Source organism: Streptomyces sp. WM4235 (assembly GCF_001279725.1).
Lineage (GTDB): Bacteria > Actinomycetota > Actinomycetes > Streptomycetales > Streptomycetaceae > Streptomyces.
On sequence record NZ_LGDE01000458.1, the window covers coordinates 141175 to 161692 of the forward strand.

Annotated in this window: 22 protein-coding genes, 1 tRNA gene and 1 pseudogene; 10 read left to right on the forward strand and 14 right to left on the reverse strand. The window is 72.4% G+C overall.

The genetic code is table 11. The features are described from left to right. Positions 1 to 31 precede the first annotated feature (31 nt). From ADK55_RS32730 to ADK55_RS32765, 8 genes are all read left to right on the forward strand, one after another. On the forward strand, positions 32 to 466 hold the full coding sequence (locus tag ADK55_RS32730; protein ID WP_053684114.1) for an Lrp/AsnC family transcriptional regulator: 435 nt from the start codon (positions 32 to 34) through the stop codon (positions 464 to 466). Further along, a complete protein-coding gene (locus ADK55_RS32735) occupies positions 463 to 1344 on the forward strand; it encodes a DUF2797 domain-containing protein (protein ID WP_053684115.1) in 882 nt (293 codons plus the stop codon). The genes ADK55_RS32730 and ADK55_RS32735 overlap by 4 nt, the downstream gene beginning before the upstream one ends. Before the next feature lie 171 nt (positions 1345 to 1515). Beyond that, complete coding sequence (locus ADK55_RS32740) at positions 1516 to 1857, forward strand: antibiotic biosynthesis monooxygenase family protein (RefSeq protein ID WP_053684117.1); 342 nt, start codon at positions 1516 to 1518, stop codon at positions 1855 to 1857. Between the two features lie 43 nt (positions 1858 to 1900). Then, the gene (locus ADK55_RS32745) at positions 1901 to 2818 is read left to right on the forward strand and encodes an amidohydrolase family protein (RefSeq protein WP_053684181.1); all 918 of its coding nucleotides are present in this window, start codon (positions 1901 to 1903) and stop codon (positions 2816 to 2818) included. Positions 2819 to 2928: 110 nt separating this feature from the next. Next, positions 2929 to 3696: a response regulator transcription factor gene (locus ADK55_RS32750; RefSeq protein ID WP_053684119.1), complete on the forward strand. Its 768-nt coding sequence runs from the start codon at positions 2929 to 2931 to the stop codon at positions 3694 to 3696. Between the two features lie 95 nt (positions 3697 to 3791). Continuing rightward, positions 3792 to 5252, forward strand: a complete 1461-nt coding sequence (locus tag ADK55_RS32755) for a sensor histidine kinase (protein ID WP_371591418.1) — start codon at positions 3792 to 3794, stop codon at positions 5250 to 5252. A gap of 25 nt (positions 5253 to 5277) precedes the next feature. Beyond that, a complete protein-coding gene (locus ADK55_RS32760; RefSeq protein WP_053684124.1) occupies positions 5278 to 6552 on the forward strand; it encodes a glycosyltransferase in 1275 nt (424 codons plus the stop codon). Next, positions 6549 to 8798: an ArnT family glycosyltransferase gene (locus ADK55_RS32765; RefSeq protein ID WP_053684126.1), complete on the forward strand. Its 2250-nt coding sequence runs from the start codon at positions 6549 to 6551 to the stop codon at positions 8796 to 8798. The genes ADK55_RS32760 and ADK55_RS32765 overlap by 4 nt, the downstream gene beginning before the upstream one ends. A gap of 104 nt (positions 8799 to 8902) precedes the next feature. Here the strand turns inward: ADK55_RS32765 and ADK55_RS32770 are convergent. Further along, positions 8903 to 10516 (reverse strand): annotated as a pseudogene (locus ADK55_RS32770) (MFS transporter); the annotation flags it as partial. Next, positions 10504 to 10896 carry a MarR family winged helix-turn-helix transcriptional regulator gene (locus tag ADK55_RS32775; protein WP_053684183.1) on the reverse strand — a complete coding sequence of 131 codons (393 nt, stop codon included), beginning with the start codon at positions 10894 to 10896 and terminating at the stop codon, positions 10504 to 10506. The gene ADK55_RS32775 and the pseudogene ADK55_RS32770, both read right to left, overlap by 13 nt. A 225-nt stretch (positions 10897 to 11121) precedes the next feature. Here ADK55_RS32775 and ADK55_RS32780 point away from each other — a divergent pair, with 225 nt between their 5' ends. Beyond that, positions 11122 to 11352 (forward strand): hypothetical protein, encoded by a 231-nt coding sequence (locus ADK55_RS32780; protein ID WP_053684127.1) that lies wholly within the window; start codon positions 11122 to 11124, stop codon positions 11350 to 11352. Between the two features lie 129 nt (positions 11353 to 11481). On the opposite strand, the gene ADK55_RS38130 is transcribed toward ADK55_RS32780, so the two are convergent. From ADK55_RS38130 to ADK55_RS32830, 10 genes are all read right to left on the reverse strand, one after another. Beyond that, positions 11482 to 12318 (reverse strand): hypothetical protein, encoded by an 837-nt coding sequence (locus ADK55_RS38130; protein WP_053684129.1) that lies wholly within the window; start codon positions 12316 to 12318, stop codon positions 11482 to 11484. Between the two features lie 57 nt (positions 12319 to 12375). Continuing rightward, entirely contained in the window at positions 12376 to 13215 is an 840-nt protein-coding gene (locus ADK55_RS32790; RefSeq protein ID WP_053684131.1) for an RNA polymerase sigma factor SigF, read from the reverse strand. 223 nt (positions 13216 to 13438) lie between these two features. Beyond that, complete coding sequence (locus tag ADK55_RS32795) at positions 13439 to 14371, reverse strand: RNA polymerase sigma factor SigF (RefSeq protein WP_053684185.1); 933 nt, start codon at positions 14369 to 14371, stop codon at positions 13439 to 13441. A 384-nt stretch (positions 14372 to 14755) separates the two neighbouring features. After that, complete coding sequence (locus ADK55_RS39380; protein ID WP_199826690.1) at positions 14756 to 14917, reverse strand: hypothetical protein; 162 nt, start codon at positions 14915 to 14917, stop codon at positions 14756 to 14758. A gap of 455 nt (positions 14918 to 15372) precedes the next feature. Then, a complete protein-coding gene (locus tag ADK55_RS32805) occupies positions 15373 to 15660 on the reverse strand; it encodes a hypothetical protein (RefSeq protein WP_159041626.1) in 288 nt (95 codons plus the stop codon). 157 nt (positions 15661 to 15817) lie between these two features. Next, positions 15818 to 15904 (reverse strand) — tRNA-Ser (locus ADK55_RS32810). 68 nt (positions 15905 to 15972) lie between these two features. Continuing rightward, entirely contained in the window at positions 15973 to 16401 is a 429-nt protein-coding gene (tadA, locus tag ADK55_RS32815; RefSeq protein WP_053684189.1) for a tRNA adenosine(34) deaminase TadA, read from the reverse strand. A gap of 65 nt (positions 16402 to 16466) precedes the next feature. Then, on the reverse strand, positions 16467 to 17015 hold the full coding sequence (locus ADK55_RS32820) for a hypothetical protein (protein ID WP_053684135.1): 549 nt from the start codon (positions 17013 to 17015) through the stop codon (positions 16467 to 16469). A 331-nt stretch (positions 17016 to 17346) separates the two neighbouring features. Then, on the reverse strand, positions 17347 to 17529 hold the full coding sequence (locus tag ADK55_RS32825; protein WP_053684137.1) for a hypothetical protein: 183 nt from the start codon (positions 17527 to 17529) through the stop codon (positions 17347 to 17349). Positions 17530 to 17631: 102 nt separating this feature from the next. Continuing rightward, positions 17632 to 18576: a universal stress protein gene (locus tag ADK55_RS32830; protein ID WP_053684139.1), complete on the reverse strand. Its 945-nt coding sequence runs from the start codon at positions 18574 to 18576 to the stop codon at positions 17632 to 17634. Between the two features lie 186 nt (positions 18577 to 18762). Here ADK55_RS32830 and upp point away from each other — a divergent pair, with 186 nt between their 5' ends. Further along, positions 18763 to 19398, forward strand: coding sequence for a uracil phosphoribosyltransferase (upp, locus tag ADK55_RS32835; protein ID WP_053684141.1), 636 nt, complete (start codon positions 18763 to 18765; stop codon positions 19396 to 19398). A gap of 34 nt (positions 19399 to 19432) precedes the next feature. Here the strand turns inward: upp and ADK55_RS32840 are convergent, their stop codons facing one another. Then, complete coding sequence (locus tag ADK55_RS32840) at positions 19433 to 20098, reverse strand: LytR C-terminal domain-containing protein (protein ID WP_053684143.1); 666 nt, start codon at positions 20096 to 20098, stop codon at positions 19433 to 19435. A gap of 79 nt (positions 20099 to 20177) precedes the next feature. Beyond that, complete coding sequence (locus ADK55_RS32845; RefSeq protein ID WP_008740979.1) at positions 20178 to 20474, reverse strand: type II toxin-antitoxin system VapB family antitoxin; 297 nt, start codon at positions 20472 to 20474, stop codon at positions 20178 to 20180. Between the last annotated feature and the right edge of the window lie 44 nt (positions 20475 to 20518).

Here is a 20518-nt window from a genome sequence, read left to right on the forward strand (position 1 = left end):
AGGCCCGACGGGCACATGAGAGGAAGATCGCGTGGACGACATCGACCGGGCGCTCGTCCTGCGCCTCCAGCAGGACGCGGGCCAGTCCTACGCGGCCCTCGGCGCGGCAGTCGGCCTCTCGGCCGGCGCCACGCACGAGCGCGTACGGAAACTGCGCGAGCGCGGAGTGATCCGGCGGACCACGGTCGACGTGGACCCGGCCGCCGTGGGCAGCGGGGTGCTGGCCTACGTGATGGTCGACTCCAACGCCTGGATGGGGGACTCGGCGGAGGCCTTCGCGGCCATCCCGGAGATCCAGGAGGCGCACGTCATCGCCGGCAGCGCGTCGGTGCTGGTCAAGGTCCGCTCCGCCACCACCGTGCAGCTGCAGGACGTACTGCGCCGCCTCTACGCCATCGACGGCGTCAGCGGAACGCAGGCCACCGTCGTCCTGGACACCTTCTTCGAACGGCCGCTCCCGCTGTGACCTGGTGGTGCACCGGCATCCGCTGGCAGGACGGCGGTCCGTCCATCGGCTGGTACGGGTCGCAGCGCGGGGAGCGCGGCAGCGTGCTCGGGTACGGGCACCGGCTGGCCTTCGCCGCCCGGGGCGAGCGGCACTGCCTGGGCGTGCGGCGGGCCGGCAGGCGGACCCCGTGCCCCACCGGCCGGCCGGTGCCGGGCCGGGCGGGGAACTCCCAGTGCCCCGAGTGCGCCCGGCTGGACCGGTCCTTCTCGGTGGCCGCCGACACCAACGTCGCCGATCCGCGCACGTACCGGGTGTACCTGGCGTGGTTCGGGCCCGGCCTGCTCAAGGTCGGCATCACCGCCGAGGAACGCGGTCCGGCCCGGCTGCTGGAGCAGGGGGCGGTGACCTGGGCCTGGCTCGGGCGCGGGCCGCTGATGGCGACCCGGCGCACCGAGGAACTGCTGCGGGCCGCCCTCGGGGTGCCCGATCGGATCGCGTACGCCCGCAAGCGCGCCGTACGGGCCCACCTGCCGCCGCGCGCGGAGCGGGCCGGGGAGGTGGCCGAGCTGCACGCCCGCGCCGCGGCCCTGCCGGGATGGCCGGAGTCGCTGGACCGGCTGGGGTGCGAAGTCGTCGATCACGCCGTCCCGTTCGGCCTCGACACGCTGCCCGAACCCGCACGGGTGGTCACCGAGATGGTGCCCGACGGGACGGTGACGGGGACCCTCGTGGGCGCGGCCGGACCGGATCTGCACTTCGCGGACGGGCTGGTGGTGGACACCCGGCTGCTCGCCGGCTGGGAGCTGGTCGCACCGCTGGAGGACGGCGGCGCGGAGGTGCCGACGACCGTGATCGCGCCGCCCTCCCCGGAGATCGGGCAGGAAGGGCTGTTCTGACCGGCGCGGGCGAGGCGCCCAGGCCGCGAGGCGCCCAGGCCGAGGCGCCGATGCCGAGGCGCCTGTCGTGAAGGCCGCGCGGGCCGTCCATGGTCAAGTCTTGGATCCCTTTGGCCTCGTGGGCGGCTTTCCTGTGGACATCCCGGGGGCCCGCCGCAGAGGGTGGTGGGCATGAGCATCCAGCCCGTACCGGCGTTCGAACCGCCGTACCTGATGGCCGTCTTCACCGATGTCCGCACCGCCGACGACACCGACTACCCGGAGACGGGCGCCCGGATGAGCGAGCTCGTCGGAGCCAACCCCGGCCTCCTCGGCCACGAGTCCGCGCGCACCCCGGGCGGCCTCGGCATCACCGTCGCCTACTTCCGCGACCAGGAGTCGCTGACCGCCTGGCGCGAGGACCGGGAACACCGGGCGGCCATGCGCCGGGGCCGCGAGGACTGGTACGAGAGCTACACCCTGCACGTCGCGACCGTCGAACGGAGCCACGGATTTGTCCGCGCCGAGCACTGATCCGAGCCCCGAGCCGACCATCGAGCCGAGCGTCGAGCCGACCATCGGGCCGACCACCGATCCGACCTCCGGGGAAACGGCGGAGGCGTCGACGGCGGAGGCGGTGCGCGTCTTCCGGGAGCGGCTCGGGCTCCCCGGACTGGTCGACGTGCACACCCACTTCATGCCCGGGCGGGTCCTGGACAAGGTGTGGGACTACTTCGACGCGGTCGGACCGTTGACCGGCGTCGAGTGGCCGATCACCTACCGGCACGAGGAGGAGCAGCGGGTCGCGCTGCTCCGGCGATTCGGGGTACGGGCCTTCACCGCCATGCTCTACCCGCACAAGCCGGCGATGGCGGCCTGGCTGAACGCCTGGTCCGCCGATTTCGCCGCGCGGACCCCCGACTGCCTGCATACCGCGACCTTCTTCCCGGAGGACGGGGCGGCGGCGTACACCGCCCGGGCCGTCGAGGCCGGGGCGCGGGTCTTCAAGGCGCACCTCCAGGTCGGCGGGTACGACCCGAACGACGACCGGCTCGAAGCGGTCTGGGGGCTGCTGGCCGAGGCCGGGATCCCCGTCGTGATCCATTGCGGCTCGGGGCCCGTCCCCGGCAAGCACACCGGGCCCGAGCCCGTCGCCCGGCTGCTGGCCCGCCACCCCCGGCTGCCCCTGGTGATCGCGCACATGGGGATGCCCGAGTACGCCGACTTCCTCGACCTGGCCGAGCGGTACGGCGAGGTCCGGCTGGACACCACCATGGCCTTCACCGACTTCTCCGAGCAGTTCAGCGGCTTCCCGGCCGGGGACCTGGGCAGGCTGGTCGACCTCGGCGACCGGATCCTGCTGGGCACCGACTTCCCGAACATCCCCTACCCCTACGAGCACCAGCTCGCGGCCCTGGAGCGCCTCGGCCTCGGGGACGACTGGCTGCGCGCGGTCTGCCACGACAACGGCGCCCGGCTGTTCCGGCTGCCCTGAGCCCCCGCCGGAACCCGCCCCGCGGCCCCGCCCCGCGCGGGCCGGCGATTCTCAGGAAATTCACAGGTAGGCGCAAGAACGCTCTCAGAGGCAACGGTCAGCGTGTACCCATGACTGCGACGACCACCTCACACGCGTCCACGTCCACCGGCAATCACACGGCCCTCGTCCGGCCCGACGGCGGCCCCTGCCGGGTGCTCGTGGTCGACGACGAGGCCGCGCTCTCCGAGCTGCTGTCCATGGCCCTGCGCTACGAGGGCTGCGAGGTCCGCAGCGCCGGGGACGGCGCCGGCGCGGTCCGCGCGGCCCGGGAGTTCCGCCCCGACGTGGTGCTGCTCGACATCATGCTCCCGGACATGGACGGCCTGGCCGTGCTCGGCCGGCTGCGCAGGGAGCTTCCCCAGGTCCCGGTGCTGTTCCTCACCGCCAAGGACTCCGTCGAGGACCGGATCGCGGGTCTGACGGCGGGCGGCGACGACTACGTCACCAAGCCGTTCAGCCTGGAGGAGGTCGTGGCCCGGCTGCGCGGCCTGGTCCGCCGCTCCGGCGCGGCGCAGGCCGCGCGCGGGGGATCCGTCCTGGTCGTGGGCGACCTGCGGCTCGACGAGGACAGCCACGAGGTCACCCGGGACGGCCGGGAGGTCCATCTGACCGCCACCGAGTTCGAGCTGCTGCGCTACCTGATGCGCAACCCGCGCCGCGTGCTCAGCAAGGCGCAGATCCTGGACCGGGTGTGGTCCTACGACTTCGGCGGCCAGGCCAACGTCGTCGAGCTGTACATCTCCTACCTGCGACGGAAGCTGGAGAGCGGCCCCGGATGGCCCCCGATGATCCACACCCGCCGCGGCGCCGGCTACCTGATCAAGCCGGCCGAGTAGTGCCCGTACGCCGAGTAGTGCCCGTACGTCGACCCCGACGAGGCGGCCGACCCCGCCGGCCGTGGTCGCTGCGGACCCGGCTCGTCCTGTCGGCGGTGGCACTCATCGCCGTCGTCGGCGCGGCCATCGGCACCGTCACCACGCTCGCACTGCGCGAGAACCTGGTCGACAAGCTCGACGACCAGCTGCGGGTCTCCCTCGACATGGCGCTCCGCGGACCCGGCGCGGGCAAGGCCGCCCGCGAGAACAGCCTGGGATTCGTCCTGGCCCCCGGCAGCCCCCTCGGCGCCGCCGGGATCCGGCTCGACTCCGACGGGAAGGTCATCGGCTCCGCCCGCAGCGCGGCCGTGGGCGGCCCCGACCTCGACCACCGCCAGCCGCTGACCGACGGCCAGACGGCCGCGCTGGAGCGGGCCGCCCACGCGTCCGCCCCGGGCGGGGGCGACCCGACCGACGTGGAGCTGCCGCAGCTCGGCGGCTACCGGGTGCTGACCTCCCCCGACGGCAGCCTCGTACTCGGCTTCCCGCTCAGCGACGTGGATTCCACGGTCCACACCCTCGTCGCGGTGGAGGTCTTCGTCACCCTGGCCGGGCTGATCGCCGCCTCCCTCGCGGGTCAGGCGCTCGTCGGTGTCGCCCTGCGCCCCCTGCACCGGGTCGCCGCCACCGCCACCCGGGTCTCCGAACTCCCCCTGCACAGCGGCGAACCCGCCCTGCACGAACGCGTTCCCGACGCGGAGGCCGACCCCCGCACCGAGGTGGGGCAGGTCGGCGCGGCCCTCAACCGGATGCTGGGCCATGTCTCCTCGGCCCTCACCGCCCGGCAGCAGAGCGAGATGCGGGTCCGCCAGTTCGTCGCCGACGCCAGCCACGAGTTGCGTACCCCGCTGGCCTCCATCCGCGGTTACGCCGAACTCACCCGGCGCGGCCACGAGCAGCCCGGCCCCGACACCCGGCACGCGCTGGGCCGAATCGAGTCCGAGGCCACCCGGATGACCGGACTCGTCGAAGACCTGCTGCTCCTGGCCCGGTTGGACGCCGGTCGCCCCCTGCCCACCGGCGACGCCGACACCGATCTGGCCCCGCTCGTCGTGGACGCCGTCAGCGACGCCCGGGCCGCCGGCCCCGCGCACCACTGGCGGTTGAACCTCCCCGACGAGCCCGCGCCGATCCGTGCCGACCCGGCCCGGATCCAGCAGGTCCTGGTCAACCTCCTCGCCAACGCCCGCACCCACACCCCGCCCGGCACCACCGTCACCGCGCATGTTTCACGTGAAACATCCGCCGTCCGGCTGCTGATCGAGGACGACGGGCCCGGCATCCCCTCCGAACTCCTCCCCCACGTCTTCGAGCGGTTCGCCCGAGGCGACGCCTCCCGCTCCAGGTCGGCGGGCTCCACCGGTCTCGGACTCGCCATCGTCCAGGCCGTGGTCTCGGCCCACGGGGGACAGGTCGACGTACGCAGCCGACCGGGTCGGACCAGCTTCGAGGTGCGCCTGCCGCTCGCGACCGCCACGGACTCACAGACGGGGCACAGGCTCACCACACACCGGTGACAGCCCGACCGGCGACTGTCGGTACATGCCAACCGACACCTCTCCCGGCCCCGGAGCCCTCCCGGCCCGTGCGCCCCTGGCGCCCGTGCCCGGTGTGCCCGTACTCGACGTGGTGATCCCGGTGTTCAACGAGGAGAAGGACCTCGGACCGTGTGTGCGCCGGCTCCACGAGCACCTCACCCGCACCTTCCCGTACCCCTTCCGGATCACCATCGCCGACAACGCGAGCACCGACCGCACCCCCGAGGTCGCGGCCGGCCTCGCCGCCGCCGTCGACGGCGTACGCAGCACCCGGCTGGAGGAGAAGGGCCGAGGCCGCGCCCTGCGCACCGTGTGGTCCCACTCCGAGGCACCCGTGCTCGCGTACATGGACGTGGACCTGTCCACCGACCTCAACGCGCTGCTGCCGCTGGTCGCCCCGCTGATCTCGGGCCACTCCGACCTCGCCATCGGCACCCGCCTCGCCCGCTCCTCGCGCGTGGTGCGCGGCGCGAAGCGCGAGTTCGTCTCCCGCGCCTACAACCTGCTGCTCCGCTCCTCGCTCTCCGCCCGCTTCAGCGACGCCCAGTGCGGGTTCAAGGCCATCCGACGGGAGGTCGCGGAGCGGCTGCTGCCGCTGGTGGAGGACACCGGCTGGTTCTTCGACACCGAGCTGCTCGTCCTCGCCGAGCGGGCCGGACTGCGGATCCACGAGGTGCCGGTGGACTGGGTCGACGACCCCGACACCACCGTCCACATCGCCCGCACGGCCGCCGAGGACCTCCGGGGCATGTGGCGGGTGGGTCGCGCGCTGGCCATCGGGGCGCTGCCGCTGGACCGGCTCGCCCGCCCCTTCGGAGACGATCCGCGCGACCGGACCGCCCTGCCCGAGGTACCGCGCGGGCTGGCCCGGCAGCTCCTCGGCTTCTGCGCCGTCGGGCTGCTGAGCACGCTGCTCTACCTGCTGCTTTACTCCGCCTTCCGGTCCTCGGTCGGGCCGCAGGCCGCCAACGCCGCCGCGCTGCTGCTGTCGGCCGTGGCCAACACCGCCGCGAACCGCCGGCTCACCTTCGGCGTGCGCGGCCGCGCCCGGGCCGTGCGCCACCAGGCCCAGGGCCTGGTCGTGTTCGGCATCGGCCTGGCGCTGACCAGCGGCTCCCTGGCGGCGCTCGGCGCGGCCACCACCGCGCCGGCCCACGCCACCGAACTCGCCGTCCTGATCACGGCCAACCTCGCCGCCACCGTGCTGCGCTTCCTGCTCTTCCGCGCCTGGGTCTTCCCCGAGCGGCGCGGCACTCCCGCGAAGGACGACCACCGATGACCACGGCAGCAGTCCCCCTCTTCCCGTCCGCCCCACCCGCCGCGGTCGACGCCGCGATCGGCAGGCCCCGCTGGGAACGTCCCGCGTACGTCGCCCTGCTGCTCGCCACCGGCCTGCTGCTGGTGTGGAACCTGGGCGCCTCCGGCTACGCGAACTCCTTCTACTCCGCCGCCGTCCAGGCGGGCTCGGAGAGCTGGAAGGCCTTCTTCTTCGGGTCCTCGGACGCCGGGAACTCCATCACCGTCGACAAGCCCCCGGCCGCCCTGTGGCCGATGGCGCTGTCCGTCCGGCTGTTCGGGCTCGGGGCCTGGCAGATCCTCGTTCCCCAGGCCCTGATGGGTGTCGGCACCACCGCCGTCCTGTACGCCTCCGTGCGCCGCCAGTTCGGGCCCGCGGCGGCCCTGATCGGCGGGGCCGCGTTCGCGTTGACCCCGGTCGCCGCGCTGATGTTCCGCTTCAACAACCCGGACGCGCTGTTGACCCTGCTCCTGACGGTCACGGTGCACTGCGTCCTGCGGGCCCTCGACGGGGCGCACACCAAGTGGCTCGTCTGGGCGGGTGTCGCGGTCGGGTTCGCGTTCCTGACGAAGACCCTCCAGGCCTTCGTGATCCTGCCGCCGCTCGCCCTGCTGTACGCGGTCTGCGCGCCGACCGGGCTGCGCAGGCGGCTCGGACAACTGCTGCTCTCCGGGTTGGCGATGGTGGTGGCCGGCGGCTGGTGGGTGGCCATCGTCGAGCTGTGGCCGGCGGCCTCGCGCCCGTACATCGGCGGCTCGCAGAACAACTCCTTCCTGGAACTGACCCTGGGCTACAACGGCCTCGGCCGGATCAACGGCAACGAGACCGGCAGCGTCGGCGGGGGCGGGCGCCCGGGTGGGGGCGGCGGTGGCGGTGGCGGCGGCTGGGGTGAGACCGGTATCGACCGGCTCTTCTCCGGCAACATCGGCGGGCAGATCTCCTGGCTGCTGCCGGCGGCCCTGGTGCTGCTCGTGGCGGGACTGGTGATCACCTGGCGGGCCCGCCGGGCCACCGACTCGCTGGAGGGCATGGCCCGCGCGGCCTTCCTGGCCTGGGGCGGATCGCTGCTGATCACCGCGGTGGTCTTCAGCTACATGCAGGGCATCTTCCACGAGTACTACACCGTCGCCCTGGCCCCCTTCGTGGCCGCGCTGGTCGGCATGGGCGTGGCCGTCCTGTGGGAGGAACGGGGCAGCCGCGCGGCCTCCCTCACCCTCGCCGGGACCCTCGCGCTCACGGCGTGGTGGGCCTTCGTCCTGCTGGGCCGAGCGGAGGGGTACCTGCCCTGGCTGCGCTGGACGGTACTGGTCGCCGGCCTCGGAGCGGCGGTGCTCCTGCCGTTCGCGGCGCGGCTGGGCCGCCCGGTCCTGCTCGCGGTGGCCGGGGTGGGCCTCGTGGCCGCGCTGGCCGGGCCCCTCGCGTACTGCCTGACGACGGTGAACACCCCGCACACGGGCTCGATCGTCACCGCCGGTCCGGCCGTCGCGGGCGGTCGGGGGCCGGGTGGAGGTCCGGGCATGCGGGCCTTCTACGGCCCGGGCGGCGGCGCGTTCCCCCAGGGCGGCGGCCAGGGCGGGGCTCCCCAGGGCGGGTTCCCGGGCGGGGCGCAGGGCGGTACCCAGGACGGTCCCGGCCGGACCATGCCCGGTGGCGGCCAGGCCCCCGGCGGCCAGGGAGGTCCCGGTGGTCAGGCTGGCCCCGGGGGACAGGCTCCCGGAGACGGCGAGCGGCTCGGGAACCGCCCGGGCGGCGGCGGACCCGGCGGCGCCGGCGGACTGCTCAACGGCACCCGGGCGAGCGCCGAGGCGACGGCCGCCCTGCGCGCCGACGCCTCGCGGTACACCTGGGCGGCGGCCGCCATCGGCTCGCAGAACGCGGCGAGCTACCAGCTCGCCTCGGGCATGCCCGTGATGCCGATCGGCGGCTTCAACGGGAGCGACCCCTCCCCGACGCTGGAGCGGTTCAAGGCGTACGTGAAGGCCGGGAAGATCCACTGGTTCATCGGCCAGGGCGGCACCGGCCAGGGCGGCTCCACCGGCCAGGGCGGCGCCGAGGACGGCGGCACGGGCCAGGAGCGGGGCACGACCCGGATGGGCGGCGGTCCCGGCGGTGGTGCGAGCAGCGCCATCGAGACCTGGGTGAAGGCCAACTTCAAGGCCGAGACGGTTGGCGGCGCCACCTTCTACGACCTGACCGCCCCCGCCTCCGGAGCCACCGGCACCTCCTGATCCGGACCACCGCGGGGACGGCCGCGGACCGACCCCGGAACGCGCGGAGCTCCGGCCGGGCAACAGCCCTGCCGGAGTTCCGCGTACGTGGGGGACCGGGCGGGTCAGGCCTTGAGCGACGTGGTCGCCGGGGCCTGCGGGGCGCTCTCGGCCATGGGCGCGTGGGCGGCCGGCTTCGACTTCAGGGCGACCTCCTTGATGAACAGCACCAGGAGCAGGGAGAGCAGGGCGAACGGTGCGGCGTACAGGAAGACGTCGCCGACGCCGTGCCCGTAGGCGGACTCGATCACCGTACGGAACGGCGCGGGCAGCTTGTCGAGGTCGGGGATCCCGCCGCCGGCGGTGCCCCCGTGGCCCATCGCGGCGGCCTTCGGCCCGAGGGCGGTCAGCCCGTCCTGGACGTAGTGGGTGACCCGGTTGGCCATCACCGCGCCGAGTGCCGAGACGCCCACGGCGCCGCCGAGCGAGCGGAAGAAGGTGACGACGGAGCTGGCGGAGCCCAGGTCCTCGGGGGCCACCTGGTTCTGGGTGGCGAGGACGAGGTTCTGCATCATCATGCCGAGACCGAGTCCGGTCAGCGCCATGTAGATCGCGATGTGCCAGTACGGGGTGTCGTACCGCAGGGTGCCCAGCAGTCCGAGTCCGGCGGTCAGCAGCGCGCCGCCGGCGACGAGCCAGGCCTTCCACTTGCCGGTCCTGGTGATCACCGCACCGGAAAGAGTGGAGGAGACGAAGAGCCCGCCGATCATCGGAATCGTGAGGATTCCGGACATCGTGGGGGACTCGCCGCGGGCCAACTGGAAGAACTGGCTGAAAAAGACCGTGCCCGAGAACATCGCGATGCCGACGAACAGGGAGGCCGCCGAGGCCAGGGTGATGGTCTTGTTGCGGAACAGCCGCAGCGGGATGATCGGGTCGCTCGCGCGGGACTCGACGAGGACGAAGAGCAGGCCGAGCGCGACCGATCCGGCGGTCATCGCCAGGCTGGTCCAGGAGATCCAGTCGTACGAGTCGCCGGCCTGGGTGACCCAGATCAGGAGCAGCGACACGGCGCCGCTGATCAGGAGGGCGCCCAGCCAGTCCACCTTGACGTCACGCCGGACCACCGGGAGCTTCAGCGTCTTCTGGAGCACGATCAGCGCGATGATCGCGAAGGGCACGCCGACGTAGAAGCACCAGCGCCAGCCGAGCCAGTCGGTGTCGGTGATGACGCCGCCGCGCTGTAACGGCCGCGCTCGCGCGGGGAGATCATCGCGGCCATCACGATCTGCGCGAGGGCGGACAGGCCGCCGACGCCGATGCCCTGGACCACGCGGCACGCGATGAGCATGCCGGTGTTCTGGGACAGGCCCGCGACCAAGGAACCGAGGACGTAGATCACCAGGGATATCTGGACCAGCAGCTTCTTGCTGAAGAGGTCGGACAGCTTGCCCCAGAGCGGGGTCGCGGCCGTCATCGACAGCAGGGCGGCGGTGACGACCCAGGTGTAGGAGGACTGGGTGCCGCCGAGGTCGCTGATGATCTCGGGAAGGGCGTTGGAGACGATCGTGGACGACAGGATCGCCACGAACATGCCGAGCATCAGCCCGGACAGGGCCTTCATGATCTGCGGGTGCGTCATGGGCGTGCCGTCGGACGTGGTCTCCGGCCGGCCGCTTTCCCGCACACCGTCGGGTGTGGTCGTTGCCATGCGTTTCCTCGGGTTCTAGAAGCTCGATCGGAGTCGGGCCAGCAGGGTGTTGAGTGCGTCGACGTCCTCGGCGGACCAGTCGGCCAGGGCGCATTCCAGCGCCCGCGTGTACCGGGTCCCGAGGTCGGTCAGGAGTGCGCGGCCGGTCGGGGTGAGCCGCAGGATCCGGCAGCGGCCGTCGACGGGGTCGGTCTCGCGCTCGATCCAGCCGCGTTCGGCGACGTGGGTCACGTGCCGGCTGGTCACCGAGATGTCGATGGCCATGAGTTCGGCGAGCCGGCCGAGCCGCATCTCGCCGTGCCGGTCGAGCACGGTGAGCACGGCGGCCGAGCCGGGCGGGCAGTGCGGGGGCAGGGTGCGGGCGAGGTCGCGCTTGACCGCGCCGATGCCGGTGAGTTGGCGGGCCAGCTCCTCGTACGCGGGAGCGGTCGTCGGGCTCGTCGTCGGCCCCGTCGTCGGACCCGTCTCCCCCGGACCGGCCGTCGTCGCGGTTGTGGACGTGGTCGAAGTCGTCACCGGGCACCCCCCATCTTGTTGCTTTGGGCAACCATAGAAGCGGATGGTTGCTACAGGCAAATGAATTCGGGGGGTGGGGCGGTAAAGGAAAGGGAAAACCCGCTAGGGTCCTGACCCATGGCTGAGAACCACAACTCACAGGTCCCCGAGGGCAACCACGACCCCGCGGGCAGCACGCAGATGTTCCGGGCGTTCGTGGAGGAGGCCGCCCCGGCCCGCCAGGCCGGGCCCGGTGCGCGACAGCAGCGGCGGGCCGAGCGTCAGGCCGGTTCGAAGGCGGGCACCTGGATCGCCCTCGGGGCGGCTCTGGTCCTGGTCCTCGCGGTGGTCCTGTGGGTCGTCCTGTAGAGACCGAGCGACCAGGCGACCAGGCGACGACGTGACGGTGTGATGGCGCGACGGCGCGATGGCGCGACGACGTGACGCGGAGGCCGGCCCCGCCGGCCCTGCGGATCCGTCCCGTCCTGTCCCCTTCGTTCAGTTCCAGGTGGCGGTGACGTTCCGGGTGTCCACGTGCATGCCCAGGGGGACGCGCCAGGATTCGACGCAGACCGTGTAGGTCCGCGTCTTCGTCGTGCCGCCCGCGATCGGGGTGGGCAGGGGCTGCGTCGTCGTGCGGGTGGCCCAGTCGACGCCGAGGGCGCCGATGATGTGCGTCGCGAAGGTGATCGTGCCGGAGCGGGCCGCCGTGGTGCCGGTGTTGGTGAAGCTCACCGTGACGTTCTCGCACCACCGGTCCGCCGCGCCCGACCGGGTCGGGGCGCCGAGGGTCAGCCGCGCCGGCGTGGCCGGTGCCGGTGTCGGGGTCGGTGTGGTGCCCGGCGGGCTCGTCGGCGGCCTGGGCGTACCGGAGCCGCCCGAGCCGGCACCGCCGGTGCTTCCCGAGCCGCCCGTGCTTACCGAGCCGCCGGCGCCGCCCGTACTCGACCCGCCCGTACCTCCCGTCGTGCCCGCGGGCGCGCCCGGGTGTCCGGGCTCCGCGCCCGCGCCCGTGTTCGGAGCCGGTACGGAGCCACCGCCCGGCGGGGGCGTCGGTCCGTTCCCGCCGTCGCCCGAGGTCTGCGGTGCGGGCGAGCCGGCCGGCGTACCGGTGGAGGCGGAGGCGGTGCCCGACGTCGGCGGGGCGCCGAGTCGCTGGAGCTCCACCTGTCCCCGGGGCGGTACGTTCTCCCCCGCGCCCCGCTCCGGACCGGGCGCGGCGGCGCCCACGGCCACGTAGCCGTCGCGCGTCGCGCCGCCGCAGCCGGTGAGGGCCGCGGCGGCGGTCGAGCAGCAGAGGGTGAGGGCCAGCGCCGCGCGTGATCCCGTTCGCATCGCGTCAGTTTTCCTGACGCATCGTCAATTGGGAACGGTGCGGAGCCGGTTGATTCCCTACTCGCCGATCAGGCCCACGCGCAGTTGCGCGAGCGTGCGGGTCAGCAGTCGGGAGACGTGCATCTGGGAGATGCCGACCTCCTCGCCGATCTGCGACTGGGTCATGTTGGCGAAGAACCGCAGCATGATGATCTGCCGTTCCCGGGGCGGGAGTTTGGCCAGCAGCGGCTTGAGGGACTCGCGGTACTCGACGCCTTCGAGTGCCGTGTCCTCGTAGCCGAGCCGGTCCGCGAGCGAGCCTTCGCCGCCCTCGTCCTCGGGGGAGGGCGAGTCGAGCGAGGAGGCGGTGTAGGCGTTGCCGACGGCCAGGCCGTCGACGACGTCCTCCTCCGAGACGCCGAGCACGGCGGCCAGTTCCGGCACGGTCGGGGACCGGTCCAGCTTCTGGGCGAGCTCGTCACTGGCCTTGGTGAGGGCCAGTCGCAGCTCCTGGAGCCGGCGCGGGACGCGCACCGACCAGGAGGTGTCCCGGAAGAACCGCTTGATCTCGCCCACCACGGTCGGCATCGCGAACGTGGGGAACTCGACCCCGCGTTCGCAGTCGAAGCGGTCGATCGCCTTGATCAGGCCGATCGTGCCGACCTGGACGATGTCCTCCATGGGCTCGTTGCGGCTGCGGAAGCGGGCCGCGGCGTAGCGCACGAGGGGCAGGTTCAGTTCGATCAGGGTGTCGCGTACGTACACTCGTTCGGGGCTGTCCGCGTCCAGGGTTGCGAGGCGCTGGAAGAGGGAGCGGGAGAGGGTGCGGGTGTCGATGGCTTCCGAGCGGTTGGACACTGCCGGCACCGCACGCTTGACGAGCGTGAGTACCTGTGAGCTGCCCTGGTCTACGGACATGCCACCCCCTTGAGGTCGCGGACGGTCGCGTCTTCTGCGCGCCCGTCGGAGGAACGCAGCCTCCACCTGAATACCGGAGGCGGGGCTGCGGCAAACGCGGTTCCAGCAGAATGTCACATGTCGGCAACACGCTGTAGCGCCATGTCGACATGTATCTCCAGCGACAGAGCGGAATGAGCCCGGTCTGTCGGGAAACGCGTCGGGGAAGCTCCACCCGATCCGGTTACGCCTCGATCCTGTTTGCGGATCGCAAGCGGGCGAAGCTCCTGGCGAGGAGTCGCGACACGTGCATCTGGGATACGCCCAGCTCAGCGCTGATCTGCGATTGCGTCAGGTTGTTGTAGTACCGCAGGAGCAGGATCCGCTGTTCACGCTCGGGCAGTTGTACGAGCAGATGCCGTACGAGGTCGCGGTGTTCGACGCCGGCCAGTTCCGGGTCCTCGTAGCCGAGGCGGTCGAGCAGCCCGGGCATGCCGTCGCCCTCCTGCGCGGCCTCCAGCGATGTTGCGTGGTAGCTCCGGCCGGCCTCGATGCAGGACAGCACCTCGTCCTCGGAGATGCGCAGTCGTTCGGCGATCTCGGGGGTGGTGGGGGTGCGGCCGTGCTGGGTGGTCAGGTCCTCGGTGGCGGCGTTGACCTGGACCCACAACTCGTGGAGGCGGCGCGGGACGTGGACGGTGCGGACGTTGTCCCGGAAGTACCGCTTGATCTCGCCCACGACGGTCGGCATCGCGAAGGTCGGGAACTGGACCCCGCGTTCGGGGTCGAAGCGGTCGATCGCGTTGATGAGGCCGATCGTGCCGACCTGGACCACGTCCTCCATCGGCTCGTTGCGGCTGCGGAAGCGGGCCGCCGCGTACCGGACGAGCGGCAGGTTGGCCTCGATGAGGGCGCCGCGCACCCGGTCGTGCTCGCGGGTGCCGGGCTGGAGCGCCTTCAGTTGCCCGAAGAGGACCTGGGTGAGCGCCCGGGTGTCGGCGCCCCTGCTCTGCGGCCTCGGGGCGACGGGCGGCTCCTGCGGGGCCTCCTGGGGCGGTGCTGCGGGGGATTGGGCGGTCTCGCCGGTCGTGGGCGCCTGCGTCGGTGAGGGGGTGGACGGTTCCCGGGAGGGCCCCGCCGGGGACTCCTGCCGGGGCGACTCCTGTTGCGGGGGCACCTGGGCGTCCTGGTGGGGCGGGGTGGCGGCCTGCGGGCCGGGGGCACCGTGCGGGGCGGGAGAGCCGGGGGTGTCCCGCGCGCCGGGGGCGGCGTGCGGGCCGGGGAGGCCCTGCGTGTGCTGTGGCTCCTGGGGGTCCTGCTGGGGTGGCACCTGAGGCGCAGTACTGGCCGGCACGGTCACGCCACCCCTTCAGTCAACTATCCGTCAAAAGCGGTCATAGCATCACAAGAGATGTGCACTATGCGCAAGCACCGCATATCTCCGTGTTGAGGGTAAATTGCCCATATACGGGCATTCAGTTCGAACATGGATAACGCAAAAGACCCCCCACCCGTCGGAGTGGGGGGCCGGTTTGTCCGGAAGCCGCTTCAGCGTACGGGTTCAGGTCACCAGTTCGGTCATGAACTCGCCGATCCCGTGGGCGGCGTCCGAGATTCCCTGGAAGCCTATTTGGACCATATCGGCGGCTTTGATCGGCTGGGTGATGATCACGAAGAGTACGAAGACGGCGAGCGCGCCCGTGATGATCTTCTTGGTGTCCACGAGCGGTGTCGGCCTCCCCAACCGGTCCTGCAAAGTCGGGTGAGTCTAACCGGTCGGGTTTGGACACTCGCCTGCCCTTTAGGGACCAATGACCCGGCGTTCCGGGTCCTTTGCCGCCCTGTGGCGGGGCGGGGGAGGCGCAGGATGGGGGACGAGCCCACCGGTTCTGGCAGGAAATCGGTGGGTGAGGGACAGGACCTCACTGCGGGGTCCGAGCCGCGGGCTTCCCCCTGACCGCGGTACGGACCGGCAGGTTCCGTCCTCATCGGGGGGAGTGGCTTGTCCCCCCGATGCCACTTCCCGCGTCCCGACGTCGAAGGTCCCGACCCCCGGTCGGGGCCTTCTTCGTGTGCGGCCCGCGCGCCGGACGGTTCGCGGGTCGTTCGCGGGCCGCTCGCCGGACCGCGCGGTCTGCCCGCCGGACTGTTCGAGCCGACGGTTCGAATCCGGTGCGGCTATTCGATACCGCCGGCGAGGTCGGTGATGGGCTGTACGGGCGCGATCACGGGCGCGAGGTCGTTGGGGAGGTCCATCAGTCGGTTGAGCTGGTTCAGGTCGTTGAGCTTGGCGCCGATCTCCTTCACGGATCCGGGCGTCGCCCCGCGCGGCATGCCCGGGGCCGCCGTCGGCAGGTCCGGGAGGGTGAGCGGGGCGATCGGCGCGGCGGAGGCGGCGGGAGCGGCGAGGCCCGCGGCGGCCCCCGCGAGGGCGAAGGCGGCGAGGATGCGCTGGGTCTTGGTCATGCCGTGACAACGGTCGAGGGGGCGGCCGGTCACGCGCCTGTCCCCCGGAGGGCCCCGGAAGCCGAGAGTCCGGGGAGCCGTGAGGGCCCCGGAAGCGTCGAGGCCCGGGGAAAAGCCGAGAGCCCCGACCCTTGCGGGGCGGGGCTCTCGATCAGAGCGGTAGCGGTGGGATTTGAACCCACGGATAGCTTGCACCATCACACGCTTTCGAGGCGTGCTCCTTCGGCCGCTCGGACACGCTACCGAGAGAGAGCTTAGCCCAAAGTGCGCCGTGCTCTGAAATCCGTGTCGGGGCGACCCTCGTCACAGCGGTCACAGGTCGCGGAAGAAGTCCTTCAGCTGCCGGGCGCACTCGTCCGCGAGCACCCCGCGGACCACCTCCGGCCGGTGGTTGAGCCGGCGGTCCCGTACGAGGTCCCACAGCGATCCCGCGGCGCCCGCCTTCTCGTCGTCCGCGCCGTACACGACCCGGGCCACCCGGGACTGCACGAGGGCGCCCGCGCACATCACGCACGGCTCCAGGGTGACGACGAGGGTACATCCCGGGAGTCGCCATTCCCCGAGGGCGGCCGCCGCACGACGCAGCGCCAGCACCTCGGCGTGCGCCGTGGGGTCGCCGGCGGCCTCGCGTTCGTTGTGCCCGGTGGACAGGACCTCGCCCGCCGGGCCGAGCACGACGGCGCCGACCGGCACGTCGCCGGCCGGCACCGCCAGGGCGGCTTCCCGGAGCGCCAGGCGCATGGAGTCCCGCCAGGGGTCCCGTACGGGGTCGGGACCGGGGTGGTGCGTGTCGTGCTCGTCGATCACTAGCGCACGGCCTCCAGGACCTCGGTGGCGCCGAGGGATTCGGCGATCTCCGAGAGGGCGTCGCCCTCCAGGGCGGTCAGTTGCTTGGGGCTGACGCCGAGGTCGTTCAGCAGCCCGAGGTCGCCGAACGGGCCGGCGGGCAACGGCTCGGCGCCGGTCCCGAGCGCGGAGGCGGTGGCGTCGTCCTCGTCGGCGAAGGCGGTGACGCTCTCCTCCTCGCCGTCCTCGGTGCCGTCCAGGTCGAGTTCGTCGAGTTCGTCGTCCTCCTCTTCGCTGCCCAGCAGCTCTTTGGTCAGCATCGAGCCGTAGGAGCTGCGGCCGGCTACGGAGGCGTTGGACACGAAGTACCGAGGGTCTTCCTCGCCGTCCAGGCGCATGACGCCGAACCAGGCGTCCTCCTGCTCGATGAGGGCGACCACCGGCTCGTCGTCGACGGCGGCGGAACGGGCGAGATCGATCAGATCGGTCAGGGACTCGACGTCGTCGAGTTCCAGGTCGCTCGCTTCCCACCCATCTTCGGTGCGCGCGAGCAGTGCGGCGAAATACACCGTGACTCTCCCACTGGTCATAGGCGTGCCGGTTGGAGGTCCCCCCGGCCGGAGGATGGGGTGAAACGGTCGTGCTGCTCACCGCTTCGTGCCCCGCCCAATCGGCATCGTGGCAGAAACAGCGGCTTTGCGAGAGGTCTTCCGCCGTGTCGCGCCGGGGCGCCGCCGCCGGGGGGACGGGTCTGAGGGGCCCGCGAAGGCCGAGGCGCCATTCCCCCGAGGGGCGTTGCCCCGGGGCCGCGCGGCTCAAACTCCGACGGGGCCGAACGGCCCCGGAAGCCGGGCGGATCACCGGGCGAGCCGGGTGGATCATCCGAGGAGCCGGAGCGGATCACCAGCGGAAGGTGCGCATCCGCATCTGTTGGCGCATGCGGGCGGCGCGGGCGCGGCGCGGTTGGACGCGGTCGCGCAGTTCGCGGGCCTCGTTCAGGTCCCGTAGGAACTGGGCGCGCCGCGCTCTGCGCTGCGCCGCCGTTTCCTCTTCGCTGTCCACGCTCGGCTCTGTTTCTGGCATGGGCCATCACCCCGGCTGCTGGTCCGGTCGTCCTCGCCCCCCGAACCCACCTTCCCCCGGACCGCCCGATTGATGCCACCCCCGCGCCAGGGTTCTCGCAGCTCAGGCGTCTTCCGTCCGTGTCGGCACCACCGCGACCGGGCCGTGCGCGTGGTGGAGCACGGCGTGCGCGACCGAGCCGATCATGAGCGGGCCCACGTTCCGGGTGGGGTGGTGGCGGCCGACCACGACGAGCGCGGCCGAGCGGGACGCGGCGACGAGCCGGCCCGCCGCCTCGCCGGGCACGGCGGCCTGTTCGACGGGCACGTGCGGGTGGCGGGCCCGGAACGGGGCCAGCCGCTGCGTCTGGGAGCGGAGCATCTCCCGCTCGGCCGGCACCCCGTCGCCGCCGTCCGCCAGCCCTTCCGGCGGGATCACCGCGAAGGGGCTGTCGACGCCGATCATCGTCGAGGGCGGGACGGCGTACGCGGAGACCACCTGGACGGCGGTCCCCCGCACGGCGGCCTCCTCGAAGGCGAAGGCCAGCACGTCGTCGGGGGTCTCCGCCGCGTGCAGCCCGACCACCACCCGCCCGGCCGACTCCTCCCCGGAGGCCTCCACGACGCGCCCGGCGTGCGGGATCACGACCACCGGGCAGGTCGTGGTGGAGGCGACGGCGCGGCTGTTCGAGCCGAGCAGCAGGGCGGCGAAACCGCCGCGTCCGCGGGATCCCATCACCAGCATCCGGGGGTCGCACTCGGCGCCGATGACCCGCAGCGCCTCGGGCACGGACCCTTCCAGGGCCTCGTAGCGGACCTCGGCGGGCAGTTCGGGGGCGCGCGCGAGGAGGTCCCGTACGTGCTCGCTCACCGGGTCGGTGTACTGCTCCGGCTCGGACGCGGAGTGCAGGGCGGAGCGCCGGCCCGCGTACAACTGGGCGCTGTCGGGCAGGACGTGCGCGACCATGAGCCCGCCGCCGTGCAGGAGTGCGGAGGTCCGGGCCCACTCCAGCGCCTTGAGACTGTGTTCCGATCCGTCCACGGCCGCGATGACGAGGGAGGTGCTCATCAACCAAGGGTGCTGGGCGTCCGGGCGGGCCGCATCTCCGCGTGTCGCGGGCCCGTGGGCGGCTTCGGACGCGGAGGGGTCGTGTCACCGCGTAGCCTTTTGCGTGTGGGTCGCACACCGCGGCCGTTTTCGCAGGTCGCAGGTCGAAACCCGGCAGCTGGCGGCAGCTGAGTCTTGGAGGATGTTGTGCGTTTGCAGGTCGTCGATCACCCGTTGGTCGCGCACAAGCTCACCACCCTGCGCGACAAGCGCACCGACTCCCCCACCTTCCGTCGGCTCGCCGACGAGCTGGTGACCCTCCTCGCGTACGAGGCCACGCGTGACGTGCGGACCGAGCAGGCCGACATCGAGACCCCGGTCGGCCCGACCACCGGCGTCAAGCTGTCGCACCCGCGTCCGCTGGTCGTGCCGATCCTGCGCGCCGGTCTCGGCATGTTGGACGGCATGGTGCGGCTGCTGCCGACGGCCGAGGTGGGCTTCCTGGGCATGGTCCGCAACGAGGAGACCCTGGAGGCCTCCACGTACGCGACGCGCATGCCGGAGGACCTCTCCGGCCGCCAGGTGTACGTGGTCGACCCGATGCTGGCCACCGGCGGCACGCTGGTCGCGGCGATCCGGGAGCTCATCAAGCGCGGCGCCGACGACGTGACCGCCGTGGTGTTGTTGGCCGCGCCCGAAGGCGTCGAGATCATGGAGCGCGAGCTTGCGGGCACGCCGGTGACGGTGGTGACGGCCGCCGTGGACGAGCGGCTCAACGAGAACGGCTACATCGTGCCGGGCCTGGGCGACGCGGGCGACCGCATGTACGGCTCCGCCGAATAAGTCACGGTCAGGTCCGCCGGGTGGGCCCGGCGGATCAGCACGTCTTGGCGGGCGCGGGTACGGGGTGGGCCAGTGTGGCCAGCGCCTTGTCCGCGTCCGCCTTCGTGTTCAGTTCCTTGAAGGTGTTGCCGAGGATCAGGTCGATGTCCGTGCCCTCACGGGTGTCGTTCTGCAGGGTGACGCCGGTCAGCTGGGTGCCGAGTACGGAGTACGCAGCCTTGTCGGTGGTGGGGGCGCCCAGCAGTATGCCGATGCCGGGGACCTTCTTGTCGAAGGCGGCGGGCGCGTTGCCTACCTGGCCGATGGCGAAGCCGCGTTTCTTCAGCTCGTCGCCGACCAGTTTGGCGAGCCCCGCGCGCGGGGTCGCGTTGTAGACGTTGACCGTGATCTCTGCGGGCTTGGGGAGGGTGACCGCGGCGGCCGGGGTCGCGGGGCGCGCGGAGACGGCCGAGGCCGGTCCGGCCTTGCTCGGGGAGCCGGTCGGACAGTCCTTGCCCGCCGCGACCGTCTTCTTGCCGCCGTTGCCTCGGAACACGTCGATGAGCTGCAAAGCCCCGTAACCGAGCAGGGCCAGTGCGAGGACGGATCCGAGCAGGGCGAACACGATCCGGCGGCGTCGCCGGGGTCGGCTCATGCGGGGGTAGGCAGCTCCCGTTACGCGGTACTTTCCGCCCATGCCGGGGGGTGTGAGCATGCTCATGGGCGCAGCGTAGTGCCGTACCGGAACGATGCCTACTAAATGATCTGTTGATCGGGTAAGGCAGACCCGAAAGGCGCAATCAGTCCATCTCAAGGACGCGTGCATGCAGCACTTGGCGCTGCTGGAGCGCCGCGCGCACGGCGCGGTGCAGCCCGTCCTCCAGGTACAGGTCGCCCTGCCACTTCACGACGTGCGCGAAGAGGTCGCCGTAGAACGTGGAGTCCTCGGCGAGCAGGGTTTCGAGGTCGAGCTGCCCCTTGGTGGTCACGAGCTGGTCGAGCCGGACCGGGCGCGGGGCTACGTCCGCCCACTGCCGGGTGGTTTCCCTGCCGTGGTCGGGGTACGGCCGGCCGCTTCCGATGCGCTTGAAGATCACACGGAAAGCCTACCGGGCCGGTGCCTGCGGGCGCAGCCTCGCTG